This window comes from Marinifilum sp. D737, from assembly GCF_026672275.1.
GTDB lineage: Bacteria > Bacteroidota > Bacteroidia > Bacteroidales > Marinifilaceae > Marinifilum.
The window spans coordinates 47,079-61,971 of record NZ_JANQCD010000016.1 but is presented as its reverse complement, the minus strand read 5'-3'; the positions used below and the strand labels follow the sequence as shown (position 1 = coordinate 61,971).

General features: G+C 37.3%; 14 protein-coding genes. 1 reads left to right on the top strand and 13 read right to left on the bottom strand.

Translation table 11 applies throughout. The features are described 5' to 3' along the window. Positions 1-25 precede the first annotated feature (25 nt). The 9 genes from NQ163_RS11155 to NQ163_RS11115 all read right to left on the bottom strand — a co-directional run bounded on the left by NQ163_RS11155 (position 26) and on the right by NQ163_RS11115 (position 9,652). Positions 26-904, bottom strand: coding sequence for an aldose 1-epimerase family protein (locus NQ163_RS11155; protein WP_268190405.1), 879 nt, complete (start codon positions 902-904; stop codon positions 26-28). 72 nt (positions 905-976) lie between these two features. After that, positions 977-1,726, bottom strand: coding sequence for a tetratricopeptide repeat protein (locus tag NQ163_RS11150; RefSeq protein WP_268190404.1), 750 nt, complete (start codon positions 1,724-1,726; stop codon positions 977-979). Between the two features lie 15 nt (positions 1,727-1,741). Further along, positions 1,742-3,547: a BatD family protein gene (locus tag NQ163_RS11145; RefSeq protein ID WP_268190403.1), complete on the bottom strand. Its 1,806-nt coding sequence runs from the start codon at positions 3,545-3,547 to the stop codon at positions 1,742-1,744. Positions 3,548-3,738: 191 nt separating this feature from the next. Beyond that, positions 3,739-4,533 (bottom strand): tetratricopeptide repeat protein, encoded by a 795-nt coding sequence (locus NQ163_RS11140; protein ID WP_268190402.1) that lies wholly within the window; start codon positions 4,531-4,533, stop codon positions 3,739-3,741. A gap of 20 nt (positions 4,534-4,553) precedes the next feature. Beyond that, positions 4,554-5,591, bottom strand: a complete 1,038-nt coding sequence (locus NQ163_RS11135; RefSeq protein WP_120239326.1) for a VWA domain-containing protein — start codon at positions 5,589-5,591, stop codon at positions 4,554-4,556. 35 nt (positions 5,592-5,626) lie between these two features. Beyond that, a complete protein-coding gene (locus NQ163_RS11130) occupies positions 5,627-6,619 on the bottom strand; it encodes a vWA domain-containing protein (RefSeq protein WP_268190401.1) in 993 nt (330 codons plus the stop codon). 18 nt (positions 6,620-6,637) lie between these two features. After that, on the bottom strand, positions 6,638-7,660 hold the full coding sequence (locus tag NQ163_RS11125; protein ID WP_268190400.1) for a hypothetical protein: 1,023 nt from the start codon (positions 7,658-7,660) through the stop codon (positions 6,638-6,640). A gap of 17 nt (positions 7,661-7,677) precedes the next feature. Continuing rightward, positions 7,678-8,439 carry a DUF58 domain-containing protein gene (locus NQ163_RS11120; RefSeq protein ID WP_268190399.1) on the bottom strand — a complete coding sequence of 254 codons (762 nt, stop codon included), beginning with the start codon at positions 8,437-8,439 and terminating at the stop codon, positions 7,678-7,680. A 217-nt stretch (positions 8,440-8,656) separates the two neighbouring features. Continuing rightward, positions 8,657-9,652 (bottom strand): AAA family ATPase, encoded by a 996-nt coding sequence (locus NQ163_RS11115; RefSeq protein ID WP_120239329.1) that lies wholly within the window; start codon positions 9,650-9,652, stop codon positions 8,657-8,659. Between the two features lie 317 nt (positions 9,653-9,969). Between NQ163_RS11115 and truA the strand changes: the two genes are divergently transcribed. Further along, on the top strand, positions 9,970-10,728 hold the full coding sequence (gene truA, locus NQ163_RS11110) for a tRNA pseudouridine(38-40) synthase TruA (protein ID WP_268190398.1): 759 nt from the start codon (positions 9,970-9,972) through the stop codon (positions 10,726-10,728). A 63-nt stretch (positions 10,729-10,791) separates the two neighbouring features. Here truA and NQ163_RS11105 read toward each other — a convergent pair whose 3' ends face one another. The 4 genes from NQ163_RS11105 to NQ163_RS11090 all read right to left on the bottom strand — a co-directional run bounded on the left by NQ163_RS11105 (position 10,792) and on the right by NQ163_RS11090 (position 14,800). Further along, entirely contained in the window at positions 10,792-11,820 is a 1,029-nt protein-coding gene (locus tag NQ163_RS11105; protein ID WP_268190397.1) for an inorganic phosphate transporter, read from the bottom strand. 110 nt (positions 11,821-11,930) lie between these two features. Beyond that, entirely contained in the window at positions 11,931-12,569 is a 639-nt protein-coding gene (locus NQ163_RS11100) for a response regulator transcription factor (protein WP_268190396.1), read from the bottom strand. Further along, positions 12,566-13,378: a sensor histidine kinase gene (locus NQ163_RS11095; RefSeq protein WP_268190395.1), complete on the bottom strand. Its 813-nt coding sequence runs from the start codon at positions 13,376-13,378 to the stop codon at positions 12,566-12,568. Before NQ163_RS11095 ends, NQ163_RS11100 begins: the two co-directional genes overlap by 4 nt. 465 nt (positions 13,379-13,843) lie before the next feature. Continuing rightward, a complete protein-coding gene (locus NQ163_RS11090; RefSeq protein WP_268190394.1) occupies positions 13,844-14,800 on the bottom strand; it encodes a TRM11 family SAM-dependent methyltransferase in 957 nt (318 codons plus the stop codon). Positions 14,801-14,893 lie beyond the last annotated feature (93 nt).

Genomic DNA, 14,893 nt, shown 5'->3' with positions numbered 1-14,893 from the left:
GGCTTATACGAATTAATAATCGGTATTACTCATTTATCTCGATAGAATATTCTGCTGTGAATTTCTTTTCCGGTTCTAATTGCTGTAACAACTCCTTACTTGAAAAATCTCTGTTGGTATTGGCACTGTCAGCAATTCCTATCCAAGGCTCTATACACACATATGGAGCATGTGGCTTTGCCCAAAGTCCCAAATATGGAAAATCATCAAAGCGAACTTTCAATTCAAAATTAGATTTCTTGCACTTTAAGCTTACTGCTGAAGATTTTAGGTTTTTCAATATTAAGGCATCCTTGGCAAAAATCTCCGGATGAAGATCGATAGCGTTTGAATTGTTTAAGATTTGTTTCCCTTCTGATCCAATTAAACCACCTTCGGCCAAATTCCAGGTGTTTAAAGTCTCATTTTGCTCAAACTCCAAATAATAATCGCTGTACTCTTCACCATCTTTTAATTGACAATTAAAGGCTGGATGGCCTCCCAGGTTGAACAACATTTCATTGTTTCCGGTATTGGTAATCTCATGAACGACATTCAATTGGTTTGATTCAAGAATGAAGTGAATCTTGAACTCAAATTCGAAAGGATAAACTTTGCGTGTATTCTCATTCGAAGATAGAATGAAAGTCAGGCGGTCTTCGCTTTTTTCAAATAGTTTTACATCTGTATTGTTGCGAATAAAACCATGTTTGGGCATGGCATATTCTTTTCCTTCATGAATAAATGCATTTTCTTTAAGGCATCCGATAATAGGAAATAGGTTGGGAGCGTGGCTTCCCCAAATATCAGGGTTTGCCTGCCAAATATATTCAGTTTCATTTTCAATGGATTGTATACTGCACAGTTCAGCACCTTTTTCAAGAACGCTTACTTTTAGTTGATCATTTTGTATTGTATATCTCATTTTCTTCTTTATTGATGCATAAAAAAAGCTGCTAGTAAAACTAGCAGCATATCTTATAAATTGAAAGAAATTTTAAATCATTTCAATGTTTTCTTTTTTTAGCCAGCCTTCGTTTCCATCGCTCAACTGAATGTTTCTCCAATCTCCCAATTGATCAATCACTTTTACTTTGGTTCCTTCGTGTAAAAGAAACAGCTCGGTACCACTCGCATCTGGCGAACCTTTAATGGTAACGCTAGGGCTAAAAACAATTGCATACTCACGATTGGTAATTTCATCGGTTCGGGTCGATGCAAAAGAGTAACTAACAATGCTTAGTACTAAACTGATTCCTGCGAAAAAGAAACCTAACTTTTTTAAACCAACCTTGTTGCTGTACAAGTAGAAACATGCAAACAGCAAACACAAAAAGAACAATCCGATGGACAGGTACGACCATAAATCTGCGGAGAAGGCATTTCTGATTCCTGAAAACCATCGTTTAATGAATAATTCTGGTAATACTTCCAGCTTGTCTAGAACATGAGCCTGAGCCATTTTTAAATTGTACTCCACATCTTTGTCTTGAGGAGCAAGAAGTTTGGCTCTTTCGTAGTTTAAAATTGCTGGAGCGATTTGTCCTGTCTTGTAATATGAATTGGCAAGATTAAAGTAAATCTCAGCAGCTTCTATATGGGTTTCCAATACAAACTCGTATGATTTAATTGCCTTTTCGTATTCTCCTTTTTGGTAAAAATCGTTTGCTTCACGAATAGGAGTATCCTGTGCCTGAGCAGCAGACACAAAAAGTAGTGCAATAAGGATATATAATAATTTCTTCATTTCTATTCGATTTTACTAGATGCTCTTTTCTAATTTGGTAATTGTCTCCATTGTTTTCTTGTACAATTCATCCATCTCTGATGATCCTGAAGAAGGAGCGTAGCGTGCAAACTCACAAGTATCCAAAATATTCAGGAAGTCTTGAATCAGTTCTTCTTCTACATTTTTTCCTTGTAGAATGTCAGTAATGTTTTCCTTGTTCAAATCAGCCAGGGGTAGGTTTAACTTATCGGAAGTATAACCCCAAAGAGCTTTTAATATTTCATCGTAGAATTCTTCTTTCTTCTGCGCTTTTAAACTTGCCGAAGCTGCTTTTAATCGCTTCATGGCAACGCGGTTGGCACGTTTGTTTTTAACACGAGTAAGGTCTGCATTCTCTTTAATTCGTTTTCTGTTGAAAACAAAAGCAAGAATGAATACCAAAAATGGTATCAAGTAGGCAAGATAGAAATTGGTGGTACCAAAGAATACCTGACCTTTCAATCTTGGTGTAAACTCGTTGGTTTTGATAAAACGAATGTCTTTGCCAATAAACTTCACATCTTCTTTCGAGAACGAGCTGATAACAGCACTGCTTGCATCGCCACTACCTTTTCCAACTTTTATATTGAATTTAGGAGTTGATCGGGTACGGTAAATACCAGCTTTTGGATCAAAGAAACTAAAGTCAACCGGTGGAATTTCATAATCACCGGCATGACGAGGTATGATCAAATATTCAAAGGTAGTTGAACCTGTCATTCCTTTTGCAGTGCTTTTTAAATCCTGGTTGGTTTTAGGATCATAAACCTCAAAGTCTGCTGGGAAGTCAAATTCTGGTGGGTTAATTAGTTTTAGGTTCCCATTTCCCGAAATTTTTACTTTTAAAGTAATCGCTTCATTTGCTTTAAGAGAATCTTTATCAACATTTGCTGACATTCTAAAGCTACCAACTGCACCATCAAAACTTGCTGGTTTGCTAGCAGGAAACTCTTTCACACGAATGGTAACAGGTTTACTTTTTCTTGGAACACGAATGTCTTGATAGTTATCGAAGAAATCATCAAAGAATCCTCTGTTACCACTTGATCTGCGTTGACGAATGATACATTCCAATTCAAACGGATCAATGGTAATTTTCCCGGTATGCTGAGGGAACAGAATCAATTTACGGATTACACCGGTATTGTAAATGGTACCATTCACATTTTCTCTTTGCAGAGAAATTTGTCCCGGAGTTGGAATTTCCTGACTCAAAAATCCGTTGAACGAAGGAAATTTTGAATCACCAAATCCTGCAATGTTTAAACGAGTGTAAACTTTAATGGTAGCCACAACATGCTCGCCCATGTACACACTTTTTCGATCAACATCAACCTTTACAAACAAATTGGCTTGAGTGATTTTATTGGCTGATGCCTGTACAGCTTGATTACCTTGATTTTTTTGTGGTTTTTCGTTGGCTTTAACTACTTCTATGCTCACCGAATTGGAGTTGAACTCATAGCCTTTTACCTTAATTTTAGCTGGATTTACTGTGAATTTACCTTCTTTTTCAGCCAATAATACATATGTGTAGGTATAGGTAGTTGACGAACTCCATTTTCCATTGATGTACTGAGAGCTGGAATTGCGGGAAGTAGAAGGTCCCATCAATACTCTAAAACCTGATAAAGAAGGCAACTGAATGTCCTTGGCTTTTTCGTTTACCGTATAAACCAATCGAAATTGTTCGCCCACTTCTACCACACGAGGTCCTGCAGCTGTAAATTTAACTTCTTCTGCAAACGAGGCAGAAGTAATGAATAATGTTGCTAATAGTAAGAAAAATATTTTCTTCATCCGTAATGTTCTGTTTTTCAGATGTGTTCTTTTTGTTTTTTCCTGATAAAAAATCTCGTACAAATGTACTTAATAATCATCAGTATTTTTAGTTTGATCAAGTTTAAATAAAGTAACAAGTATCAAGACGGGAGGTACAACTTTTGACCTTAAGTACTTAAGTCACTCATAAGTATTTTAAGTACTGCAAACTACCAATCCTTTTTAATTTTTGTCTTTTTCGCTTTCATGGCTTTGGCCTTGGCTTTTTGAACTTTCTCCTGAACTTTCTTCTCGTCGTTCTCCAAAGCCTCTAGCAGTCGTTTAGCATCTTCTTTCGAGATTTTAGGTTGTTGCTGCTGTTGCTTATCCTTATCTCCTTTGTCTTGCTTGTCCTTATTTTGTTGATCTTTATTCTTGTCCTGATCCTTTTTATCCTGATCTTTTTTGTCTTGATCTTTCTTATCCTGGTCCTTTTTATCTTGATCCTTCTTGTCCTGGTCTTTTTTATCCTGATCCTTCTGATCTTTATTTTGATCTTTGTTCTGATCTTGTTTTTTCTGCTCTTCTTCCTGTTTCTTTTTCATTTGGCGAGCATATTCCAGGTTGTATTTGGTTTCCTGGGAATTTGGATTGTAACGCAAGGATTGCTTATAAGCTTCTATACTTTCATCAATCTTTTTACTTTCCAAAAGTGTGTTTCCCATATTGTGAAACAAGTGACCAAGCTTCTCAGGATTCTTTTCGTTAACAGCCAAAGTTTGGAATTGTTTTAAAGCTTCTTCGTATTTTTTTTGCTTGTACAATGCATCACCCAGGTTGAATCCGGCCTCGTAAGAATTGATTTTCTTACCCAAAGCTTTACGGTATTCCACTTCCGAATTCTCAAATTTCTCTCCCTCAAAAAGTTCATTCCCCGAGCGAATAAACTTTCTTTCCTTTTGGGCTACTGCCTCCATACTTAGAAGACAAATCAAGCTAATGAATATCAATAATACTTTTTTCATAAGTGAGGATTTGTATCGTTCTACTTTGATGGATTAAATAAATTAATGTCTTTTAAATGACGGTTCTTACGTTCCAAAACAAGGAATTCAATGAACAAAAGTAACAAACCGATTGCCAGGAATATCTGAAACTTTTCGTCGTAGGCAGTATATACTCTGGCTTCCAATTCTGTTTTATCCATTTTATTGATTTCTTTAAATAGAACGTTTAAACCCGTGGTTGTGTTATTGGCAATTACTGCTTTTCCACCTCCGGCGGTTGCAATTTCCTCCACCATTTGCTGATCCAGTTTCGAAATCACAATGTTGCCTTCGTCGTCACGTCTAAAATCACTGGAACCAGCTCTTACAGGAATAGGTGCCCCTTCGGGCGATCCCATGGCAATGGTATGAACTGCAATTCCCATTTCCTTAGCCATATTAGCTGCCTGTACTGCATCATCTTCGTGGTTTTCACCATCGGTAATTACAATAATGGCTTTGCTGGCTTCGCTATCTGGTGTAAAACTTCTTGTTGCCAATTCGATGGCAGAACCAATGGCGGTTCCCTGTATAGGAACAATATCGGTACTAATGGAAGACAAGAACAGTTTTGCCGAAGCATAATCCGTTGTAATTGGCAATTGAGTATAGGCTTCGCCTGCAAAAACAATCAGTCCAACTTTATCGTTGTTTAGCTTGTCAACCATTTTCGAAATGGCACGTTTGGCACGTTCCAAACGGTTTGGCTGAATGTCTTGTGCCATCATCGAGTTGGAAACATCCAATGCAATGATTACCTCAACACCTTTTCTTTTTATCTTCTGAAGCTTTGATCCAAATTGTGGACCTGCTACACCAATAATGATAAAGCTTAAAGCCAATATCAAAATTGAAAATTTATATACAGGTCTGGTGAATGAAGCATAAGGCATCAAGTGAGAGATGATGTTCATCTCACCAAATTTTTGCAAAGCTTTTTTCTTAATTACATGGCTTACCCAGTACAACACCACCAATATTGGTATGAGTACGAATAAGTATAGAAATTCAGGATGATCGAAACGAAACTGATCCATTTGTCAATGATTTTCGGTTTATCAAAAAATTACAATTAAGGAATGTTCCTTAAAATTGAATTGCGTAATGCAATCTCCAATAGCAAAAACAATGCGGCAAGCATTGCAAAAATTAAGAACTCTTCACTTTTGGTGCTGTATTGTTTTACTTCAATTTTACTTTTCTCAAGCTTATCAATTTCAGCATAAATCGCCTTTAGCTTGTTGTTGTCAGTTGCACGGAAATATTGGCCACCAGTCATTTCAGCAATTTCTTTCAGTACAGATTCATCAAACTTAACCGGCATGTTTCTCATGCTGATACCAAAAGCAGTTTGCACAGGGTAGGGAGCCGTTCCTCTGGTTCCTATCCCGATTGTGTACACGCGAATGCCAAACGATTTGGCCAGCTCTGCAGCGGTTAAAGGTGCAATTTCACCACGGTTGTTATCACCATCGGTAAGTAGAATTACCACCCTCGATTTCGCTTCACTGTCTTTCAATCGGTTCACTGCGTTTGCCAAACCCAAACCAATGGCGGTACCATCTTCAATCATACCACTGTGGATATCCTTGAACAGATTAATCAATACAGCATGGTCGGTAGTTAGCGGACATTGCGTAAAACTTTCCCCACTAAATATTACCAAACCAATTTTGTCCTCAGGGCGACCTGTAATAAATTGTGTTGCTACATCTTTGGCAGCTTCCAAACGGTCTGGCTCAAAATCGCGAGCCAACATACTACTCGAAATATCCAAAGACATTACAATGTCGATCCCTTCGGTAATGGTATCCTGAAATTTGTTGCTTGACTGCGGACGAGCCAGTGCTATAACGATAAATGCTATTGCCAAAACACGAAATACAATCAGCGCATGACGCAGATAGTATTTGTAAGTTTTTGGCGCAGCATTAAAACTTTTTACAGTTGAAACCTGAATACTTGCATGTGCATTTTTGTCCTTCAGAATGTACCAAAGGATAATTGGTACCAGAAGCAACAAAAGGTAGAAATATTCCGGATTTGCAAATTCTATAGAACTCATAGTCTATTGTTTCAATGTTTACTTTTTATACTCAGATTTTTCATCAGCTTCCGATTCGTCCTCTTTTTTCTCTTCTTCCTTTTCTACCAAAATGGTTGATTCAATAATTTGGTAGGCATATTTCAAACTTTGTTCGTTTTCGTTAGGAAGAGGTTGGAATTTCGCGAATTTGGCCAAATCGGCGCGCTCAAGAACCTCTCTAAGATTCACATGCCATTTGTTGTTTACTTCAACCGAGTTTACTGCCTCAAGAATTTCATCGGTAGTAGACTCTTGAGTAGACATGTTATACCTTTCATCAAGATAAGTTCTAATGGTATCCGTTAAATCTGAGTGGAACTGTTTTACTTTTCCTCCTTGCCATAATTTCTGCTGTTTGATCTCATCCAATTTCTTCAGTGCAATAACATGAGCAGGTTCAATTGGTTTCGATACCGCAAATAAAGGCTCATCTTTCTGACGGAATCTGAAATACCAGATTAGGAATACAATTAGTGCAAGTACAAGTAATCCTCCCAATAGCCATGGAGCAATTTCAGCAAAAGATACTGGCGTTTGAATCGGCATTACGATGTCGAAATTTCCTTTTGTGGTATCAATTTGCATGGTTTTAACACCCAATAACAAAGTATCGGTACGTAAAATCTGATTTACGCTGCCATAAACCTGAAATTCGAAAGGTTTTAACTTGTATACACCGCCATCGAATGAGGTAATGGTGTAATTCTTATCCACCTTAATTACGCCATTTTCAAGTGCAGTTGTATCCTGAGGAGTTTGCTTTATAATTTCAACTCCATTTACAATGCTATCGGAAAAAACAGGGAAACCAATTTTAAGCTCCTTTGGTTGCTCTACCGATAATTGCAAATTAATCTGATCTCCAATTACAATTACATTGGTATCTAGTTTTACTCGGTAATTAATGCCTCCATCGTTTTGAGCAAACGAATTGTGAGAGAATAATACCAAAGCAAATGCCAAGGTAATAGCAAAAGCCTTTGTCAGGAAGTTAATATGTTTTTTTATTTGATTTGCCATAGTTCTCAGTTTCCTGATTAATGTCCTCTACGTTGGAATAGGTTGATCAGTGATCTAACGTAATCCTGATCGGTTCTGATGTTCGCCACATCAACTCCCGAACGCTTAAAAACTTCGGTGGTATTTTCTTCTTGCTTTCGCCACCACCCGGCATATTTTTCACGAACTTTTTTGTTCGATGTATCTACCCAGGAATATTCACCTGATTCGGCATCTTTAATTTTAACCAAGCCAATGGAAGGAAGTTCCGTTTCGCGTTGATCGTAAATTTTAAGTGCCACCACATCGTGTTTTTTGTTCGCAATGGTCAAAGCATTTTCATAATCCTTATCATCGATAAAATCTGAAATCACGAAAGTGGTACAACGCTTTTTAATGGCATTGGTAAGGTATCGCAATGCATTGCTGATATCGGTACTTCGGTGTTCAGGTTTAAAATCGATTAACTCACGAATAATTCTCAGAATATGAGTTTTCCCCTTTTTAGGAGGGATAAATTTCTCGATGGTATTCGAAAAGAAAATCACCCCAATTTTATCGTTGTTTTGGATTGCAGAGAATGCCAAAACAGCTGCAATTTCGGTAATCTGATTTTTCTTCAGCTTCGACATGGTACCAAACTCACGGCTACCACTCACATCAATCATCAACATTACGGTAAGCTCACGTTCCTCTTCGAACAGCTTAACGTATGGATTGTTGTAGCGCGCCGTAACATTCCAGTCGATGTTTCGGATATCATCACCATACTGGTATTCGCGAACTTCGGCGAAAGTCATTCCTCGACCTTTAAACGCAGAATGATACTCACCCGCAAAAATATTGCGGGAAAGACCCCTGGTTTTAATTTCGATTTGCCTTACGCGTTTTAATAATTCACTAGTCTCCATAAAATAATTAAGAATGAATAATTATCAATTAATAATTAAGTCGTAACAGTGATGAATTACTTCATGATATTCAATTCATAATTCATAACTATTAATTCATAATTGTTTACGGTACTTCAACAGTATTTAGAATTTCGCTAATGATATTTTCGCTGGTAATATTATTCGCTTCTGCTTCGTAAGTCAAGCCAATTCTGTGACGCAATACATCGTGAGCCACTGCACGAATATCTTCAGGAATTACATATCCTCTACGCTTGATGAATGCATAGGCTTTTGCTGCAGATGCCAAAGAGATACTTGCACGAGGCGATCCACCAAATGCAATCATTTCTTTGTATTTTTCCAATCCGTAATCAGCAGGGAAACGGGTCGCGAAAATGATATCAACAATGTATTTTTCAATCTTTTCATCCATGTAAACATCCTTAACCACATCGCGTGCTTTAATGATATCTTCTGGTTTTAAGATTTGTGATGCTTTAGGAAATGCTTTCAAAAGATTCTGACGCATGATTAATTGCTCTTCCTCTTTTTTAGGATAGTTAATCACCACCTTAAGCATGAAACGGTCAACCTGTGCTTCAGGAAGCGGGTAGGTACCTTCTTGCTCAATCGGGTTCTGAGTTGCCATTACCAAGAATGGTTCTTCCAGTTTATAAGTAGTGTCGCCAATGGTAATTTGACGTTCCTGCATAGCCTCCAGTAAAGCAGCCTGTACTTTTGCAGGAGCACGGTTGATCTCATCGGCAAGTATGAAGTTGGCAAAGATAGGTCCTTTTTTCACCACGAATTCCTCTTTCTTCTGGCTGTAGATCATTGTACCCAATAAATCGGCAGGCAAAAGGTCTGGAGTAAACTGAATACGGCTAAAGTCCGCATCAATAGTAGTTGAAAGTGTATTAATGGCAAGCGTTTTTGCCAAACCTGGAACCCCTTCCAATAGGATATGACCATTGGAAAGCATACCAATTAAAAGGCTTTCAACAAGGTGTTTCTGTCCAACAATAACTTTGTTCATCTCCATAGAAATCATATCCACAAAAGAACTTTCTCTTTGGATACGCTCATTTAGCTCTTTGATATCAACTGTTTGGATCATAGAAATATTTATTTGTTTACTTAAATTTTGACATAAAATGTTCCGGATTCCCGAAAAACCTCTACAAAGATAAATTTTTGATGATTTTATAAAAGTTTAATGCCGTTAAAAAGTGTTAACGTTTGGAATGCTTCAAGACCTAAATCCCAAATTACAAATCGCAAAACGCAAGGATAAAGGAGAAAGGAGCTGACCGCTGACCGCTGAGCGCTGATTGCTTTTTGCTCTTCAAGACTCTTCGACTGTTGGACTGTTGGACTGTTGAACTTTTGTTCTTTTTACTATTTTTGTCCCAGATTAAAGAAAAACTATACGATTTGAACAAACGATATTTTATCAGATTAAGCTATAAAGGCACAAATTATCATGGATGGCAGATACAACCCAATGCAATTACAGTGCAGGAGGTTTTAAATAAGGCATTATCTACCATCTTAAATTGCGAAATCAATGTGGTGGGCTGCGGTAGAACCGATACAGGGGTTCATGCCAGCGATTTTTATGCACATTTCGATGTGGATGAGCAAGTGACTTTTGATTGTGACAAGCTGACTTTTCGTTTGAATCGTTTTTTACCTCATGATATTGCCATTAAGCAAACTTTCCAGGTGAGGGAAGAGGCGCACACACGCTTTGATGCTACGGCCAGAACCTATCATTACTTTATCACCAAGGAGAAAAACCCTTTCAGATTGGAATCGCATTGGAAGGTCGCTTACAAATTGGATGTGCAAAAAATGAACGAGGCGGCTAAAATTCTGTTCGAATTCGAAGATTTTACCAGCTTTAGCAAGCTGCACACCGATGTGAAAACCAACAACTGCAAAATCTACCAGGCAGAATGGAAGGATAATGGCGATGAGTTGGTGTTTACCGTTAAGGCCGATCGTTTCCTTCGCAATATGGTTCGTGCCATTGTGGGAACTTTAGTTGAGGTGGGTCGAGGAAAAATGAATCTGGAAGATTTCCGCCAGGTAATCGAAAGCAAGAACAGATCGAATGCAGGTTCATCGGTTCCTGGTCATGGCTTGTTTTTGGCTGCAATAGATTATCCTGAATCCGTTAGAGATTTGTAGTTGCAAAATAAAACTTGCAGATCATTCTCCTCAAATGAAGAGAGCTTAATTGTCAGGTACATTTTATTGAATGTAAAGTAATCCTGACTGATCGATCAAATAGGTGAAAAACAGAGATAGTAAGAATGCAATAATTGGAGCGATAACCCACATGATAAAAAAACGATCGACTTCAGTTTTTTTGAATATGTTACGAAAGCCTAGTTTGGCAACTCCAATGCCGATTATTGCTCCCACGTTAAGCTGAACCAACGAGGTGGGTATTCCTTTTATTAAGGATGCACCCAGAAGAAGGCTGGCCGAAATGAATGCAATAATTACAGCTTCTATTTTGCCAAAAAGAACAATTTGCTTTCCTGTATTTTGAACAATTTTATCTCCAAATATGGAACTGCCAATACTAAAGCTTGGTGCTACAATTAGTGTAGCAAGTATTAACACCTGTAAATATTGATTTTTTGCAACATTAAGCTCGATACACGCCATGGATGAAAGGGGACCTGCTGCATTTGCCACATTATTTGTTCCTATGGAAAAGGCGACATACATTGACATTGCAAGTATCAAACCTTTTAAAATATAGCTGTTGTTTATTTTTTTGGAGATGGTATAACCCCGTTTTCGAATGGGCTTGTAGATGTATTTCCCGGCCATGTATGCCAGTACAAAAGAGAGGAATGGCATAACAAACCATGTTGGAATAATTTCATACAATAGTTTGTCTGAATTTAAGGAATCGAAATACAAAGCAGGTGCAGTAACCGCCATAACGGTTGCCTGACTGGTAGATTGTGGGATTCCAAATAGATTTGCTATAAGCAATGAAAAAGCTACAGAGAGCAAAATAATGGATACAATTGAAAAGCTCATCAGTTCAGGACTAAGCAAGCCTTTTCCAATGGTTTTAGCCGTTTCTTTGCCTCCTGTAATTGCACCAAGAAATACCATTAAGCCAAATAAACCGGGAATTAAATTCTTTTTGATGACATTAGCACCGTAGGCAGCTGAAAATGCTGGAGCAGTACCACTTCCTCCCATGGTAATGGATAAAAAAATTGCAATGACAAATGGTATTAAAAATGGAATTAACATAGATTGAATATTTTGATTTTATAGAAAACAAAAATATCATCCGCTAATTCTGATAGGAACAGTTCTAAAGCGTAATGTTGTAGGTGTTTGTGCGTATTTTAACTTATTAATTAAACTTCGAAAATGTGATGTTTGATGGCGTAAACAACAAGAGATGCGGTGTTTTTTGATTGAGTTTTTAAGAGTAAGTTTTCGCGATGTTTGTCAACGGTGCGTTTGCTAATGCATAATTGGTTTGCAATTTCATGGTTTGATAGCCCTTTACAGATATTATAAAGAATCTCTGTTTCTCTTTGGGTAAGATCGGATTTGTTGTCGTATTTATGACTCAGGTTTTTAAAGATGCTTTCAAGAATTTCAGTTGAAAAAAAGCTATTGTCGTTGATTACCGCTTCAATGGCTTGTTGAACTTCTTCGAATTTGGAATTTTTGAGCAGAAAAGCCTTTGCCCCCGCGTTAATCATTTCCGAATAATAGTTCTCATTGGCGTGCATGGAAAGGGCAATGATTTTTGTATTGGGGTATTTTTTGCATACCTCTTTGCTTGATTCAATTCCATTCATTACAGGCATTTCGATATCCATTAAAACAATATCAGCATACCAACCTGATAAAAGTGTCATTAAATCCTTTCCATTGCCAGCTTCTTTAATTTCACAATTTTCCATTTGCTGTTCAAGAAGAAATTTCAATCCTTCTCTGAATAGTTCATGATCGTCTACTACAGCAATCTTTAGTACTGATTTCATTTTTCAGGAATTTCAATTTTCACATAACAACCTCTGTGTTGTTTATTATTCATCTGAACAGTGCCATTTAAAGATCGTACCCTCGATTTGATATTAGAGATACCCATTCCTTCCGTGTTATCCTGTAAAGGAGAATAAGCTTTCCCATTATCAGTATAAATTAACTGCAATTTGTGTTGGTATTGTAAAAGAGATATGTCAATTTTAGAGGCATTGGCATGTTTTGTTGTGTTGGTAATTAACTCTCCAATAACCCTGTAAATCACAAGTTCTATATTGTAATCACCCCTTGTATTGTTCAATTTTAGATTCAGAGTTATCTGAATTTGTTCGGGTAGATGTATGCCTTCAATGAATGTTTTAATGGCCTTTTCCAATCCGAATCGCTCAAGAATATGGGGGCTTAATTTGTTCGATAGCTCTTTAATCGAAAGAATGGCTTCATCGGTAGCATGATCGACCTTTTGCATTAGTTCTGTGTTTTTGGGATGATCAATGCTATTGTTTATGGCAGAAACAGTCATCTTAATGCTCGATAAAATTGGACCTAAACCATCGTGCAGCTCTTTTGCAAAAATCTGACGTTCGTTCTCCTCTGTTTTAATCACAGCATTTAATATTTTGGCTTCACTATCTTTTCGAAGTTTATTAATTTGATCCTGAAGCTGAAAAATTCTTCGGATGTAGAAAGCTCCAATGAACATTAAAAGTGAAATAAAAACAGCAATCCAGTTGGCGAGCGTAAAAATATCGGTATTTGGAGGAGCGGTCCACAGGTGAACCAGTTCGATACATCGTCTGGTCGCCATTAACAAAAAACCAGTGGATATGAGTATCCAGGAGCTGTTGAACTTTGTTTTAGGGATTAATTTTATTGTGATATAAAATGCCCCAAATTGTAATAGTACTGATATTATAAGTGCCACATGCAAAATCATGTTACAATATTAGGGATATTATTTATGAAAGACTTACGTGAATAAACGTATAATTTCAATTGGAAAATAAAATTCTTCTTATGCCACATTACAATCCTTGGATTGTAAAGATGTGGATGGTGTTTTTGGCTGAGAACCATGACCATGAAACCATCACGAATTTTAACTTTGACTAGTTCTCTTGTTACTTTCTGCTGTTTGAAAAACTCCTCTTAAAATCAGAGCAAACAGAGAGGAGGAATTTACATTTTAATATTTTTGGGATTCTGACTGGAGTTCAGGTTTCCAATTGTTTGTATATGGATTTCATGACAATCTAATCTGGCTTTTGAGATTTTATTGTCGATTATTAATTTTCTCGCAAACCCAAATTCTTCTGGCGAAATTGGCTTTCTCTTTTTTGCGAACGCTACAATGATCGGTTATGCTCATGCCTGCATTGTTTACAATTTCAGAAATGTCTGTGGTAGAAACAATCACCAAACGGTTGGTTACTTTGGCTGACGACTCGATGATGTGAGAGATGGTATTCTCATCAGCATAGCTAAACAAATTGTATGGCAAGTCGATAATGGCAGCATCGTACCTGTTCTCGATATCTTTAATATCCGAGCGATACACAACTGTATCGTAGTTGAAATGAGCAAGGTTTTGGCGTGCTTGTCGGCATACCTTCCAGTTGATATCATTACCTTCAATATGGTATCCGGCAAAACAAGCTTCGAGCATAATGGTTCCAACACCACAGCAAGCATCCAAGAGTTTTGTTTCCTTGTTGGTTTTGGCAGCCAGGATTACCAGTGCTTTGGCAATGTTAATATTGATTGAATTGCTGTAGGAAAAAGGTTTTTTATTGTGTTTCTCCCAGGCAAAATCATTTTTAAGCAAGGTTCCAAAATACCAGGTTCCTTCGTGATAACAAATGGCATAAGTGATTTTCGGCTTGTAATATTCGGGCATGCCATTAATATTGTAGCCAACATCTCTTAGTTTGTCCAGACGATCCTTGTACTTGGTTTTGTCGCCATTTAAAACCACATATTCCACCTTGAAATCATCTACCGAGATCTTTTCACTTTTGATTTTCTCGATCAGTTCCAAATAGTCCTCAGATTGGAGCTGAACATCAATTCTTTTTCGGATGAAAGCGCTGCACTTAGGTTCGATCTTGATATTAGAAATCAATAGCTTGCTCTTTTCTTCCTGGTTGAAAAGATATTTTGATTCGAGCTTACAAAGATCACTTTCGTGATTGTCGTAGATGTAGGTGTATATGTATTTGCTTGCTTGCATTTGTTTTCTGAAGGTTTAAATTCCTAAGAATGCCCGAAATTATTAAAACCACCTTAACTAACAAAAATCTACTCAAGTAAAGTTCAATTGTGA

Bases quoted from the DNA above. Each gene is read 5' to 3' on its own strand.
- NQ163_RS11135 (WP_120239326.1), bottom strand. From the start codon at position 5,591: ATGGATCAGTTTCGTTTCGATCATCCTGAATTTCTATACTTATTCGTA.
- NQ163_RS11155 (WP_268190405.1), bottom strand. From the start codon at position 904: ATGAGATATACAATACAAAATGATCAACTAAAAGTAAGCGTTCTTGAA.
- NQ163_RS11115 (WP_120239329.1), bottom strand. From the start codon at position 9,652: ATGATCCAAACAGTTGATATCAAAGAGCTAAATGAGCGTATCCAAAGA.
- NQ163_RS11120 (WP_268190399.1), bottom strand. From the start codon at position 8,439: ATGACTTTCGCCGAAGTTCGCGAATACCAGTATGGTGATGATATCCGA.
- NQ163_RS11100 (WP_268190396.1), bottom strand. From the start codon at position 12,569: ATGAAATCAGTACTAAAGATTGCTGTAGTAGACGATCATGAACTATTC.
- NQ163_RS11090 (WP_268190394.1), bottom strand. From the start codon at position 14,800: ATGCAAGCAAGCAAATACATATACACCTACATCTACGACAATCACGAA.
- NQ163_RS11095 (WP_268190395.1), bottom strand. From the start codon at position 13,378: ATGGCGACCAGACGATGTATCGAACTGGTTCACCTGTGGACCGCTCCT.
- NQ163_RS11105 (WP_268190397.1), bottom strand. From the start codon at position 11,820: ATGTTAATTCCATTTTTAATACCATTTGTCATTGCAATTTTTTTATCC.
- NQ163_RS11130 (WP_268190401.1), bottom strand. From the start codon at position 6,619: ATGAGTTCTATAGAATTTGCAAATCCGGAATATTTCTACCTTTTGTTG.
- NQ163_RS11145 (WP_268190403.1), bottom strand. From the start codon at position 3,547: ATGAAGAAAATATTTTTCTTACTATTAGCAACATTATTCATTACTTCT.
- NQ163_RS11150 (WP_268190404.1), bottom strand. From the start codon at position 1,726: ATGAAGAAATTATTATATATCCTTATTGCACTACTTTTTGTGTCTGCT.
- NQ163_RS11125 (WP_268190400.1), bottom strand. From the start codon at position 7,660: ATGGCAAATCAAATAAAAAAACATATTAACTTCCTGACAAAGGCTTTT.
- NQ163_RS11140 (WP_268190402.1), bottom strand. From the start codon at position 4,533: ATGAAAAAAGTATTATTGATATTCATTAGCTTGATTTGTCTTCTAAGT.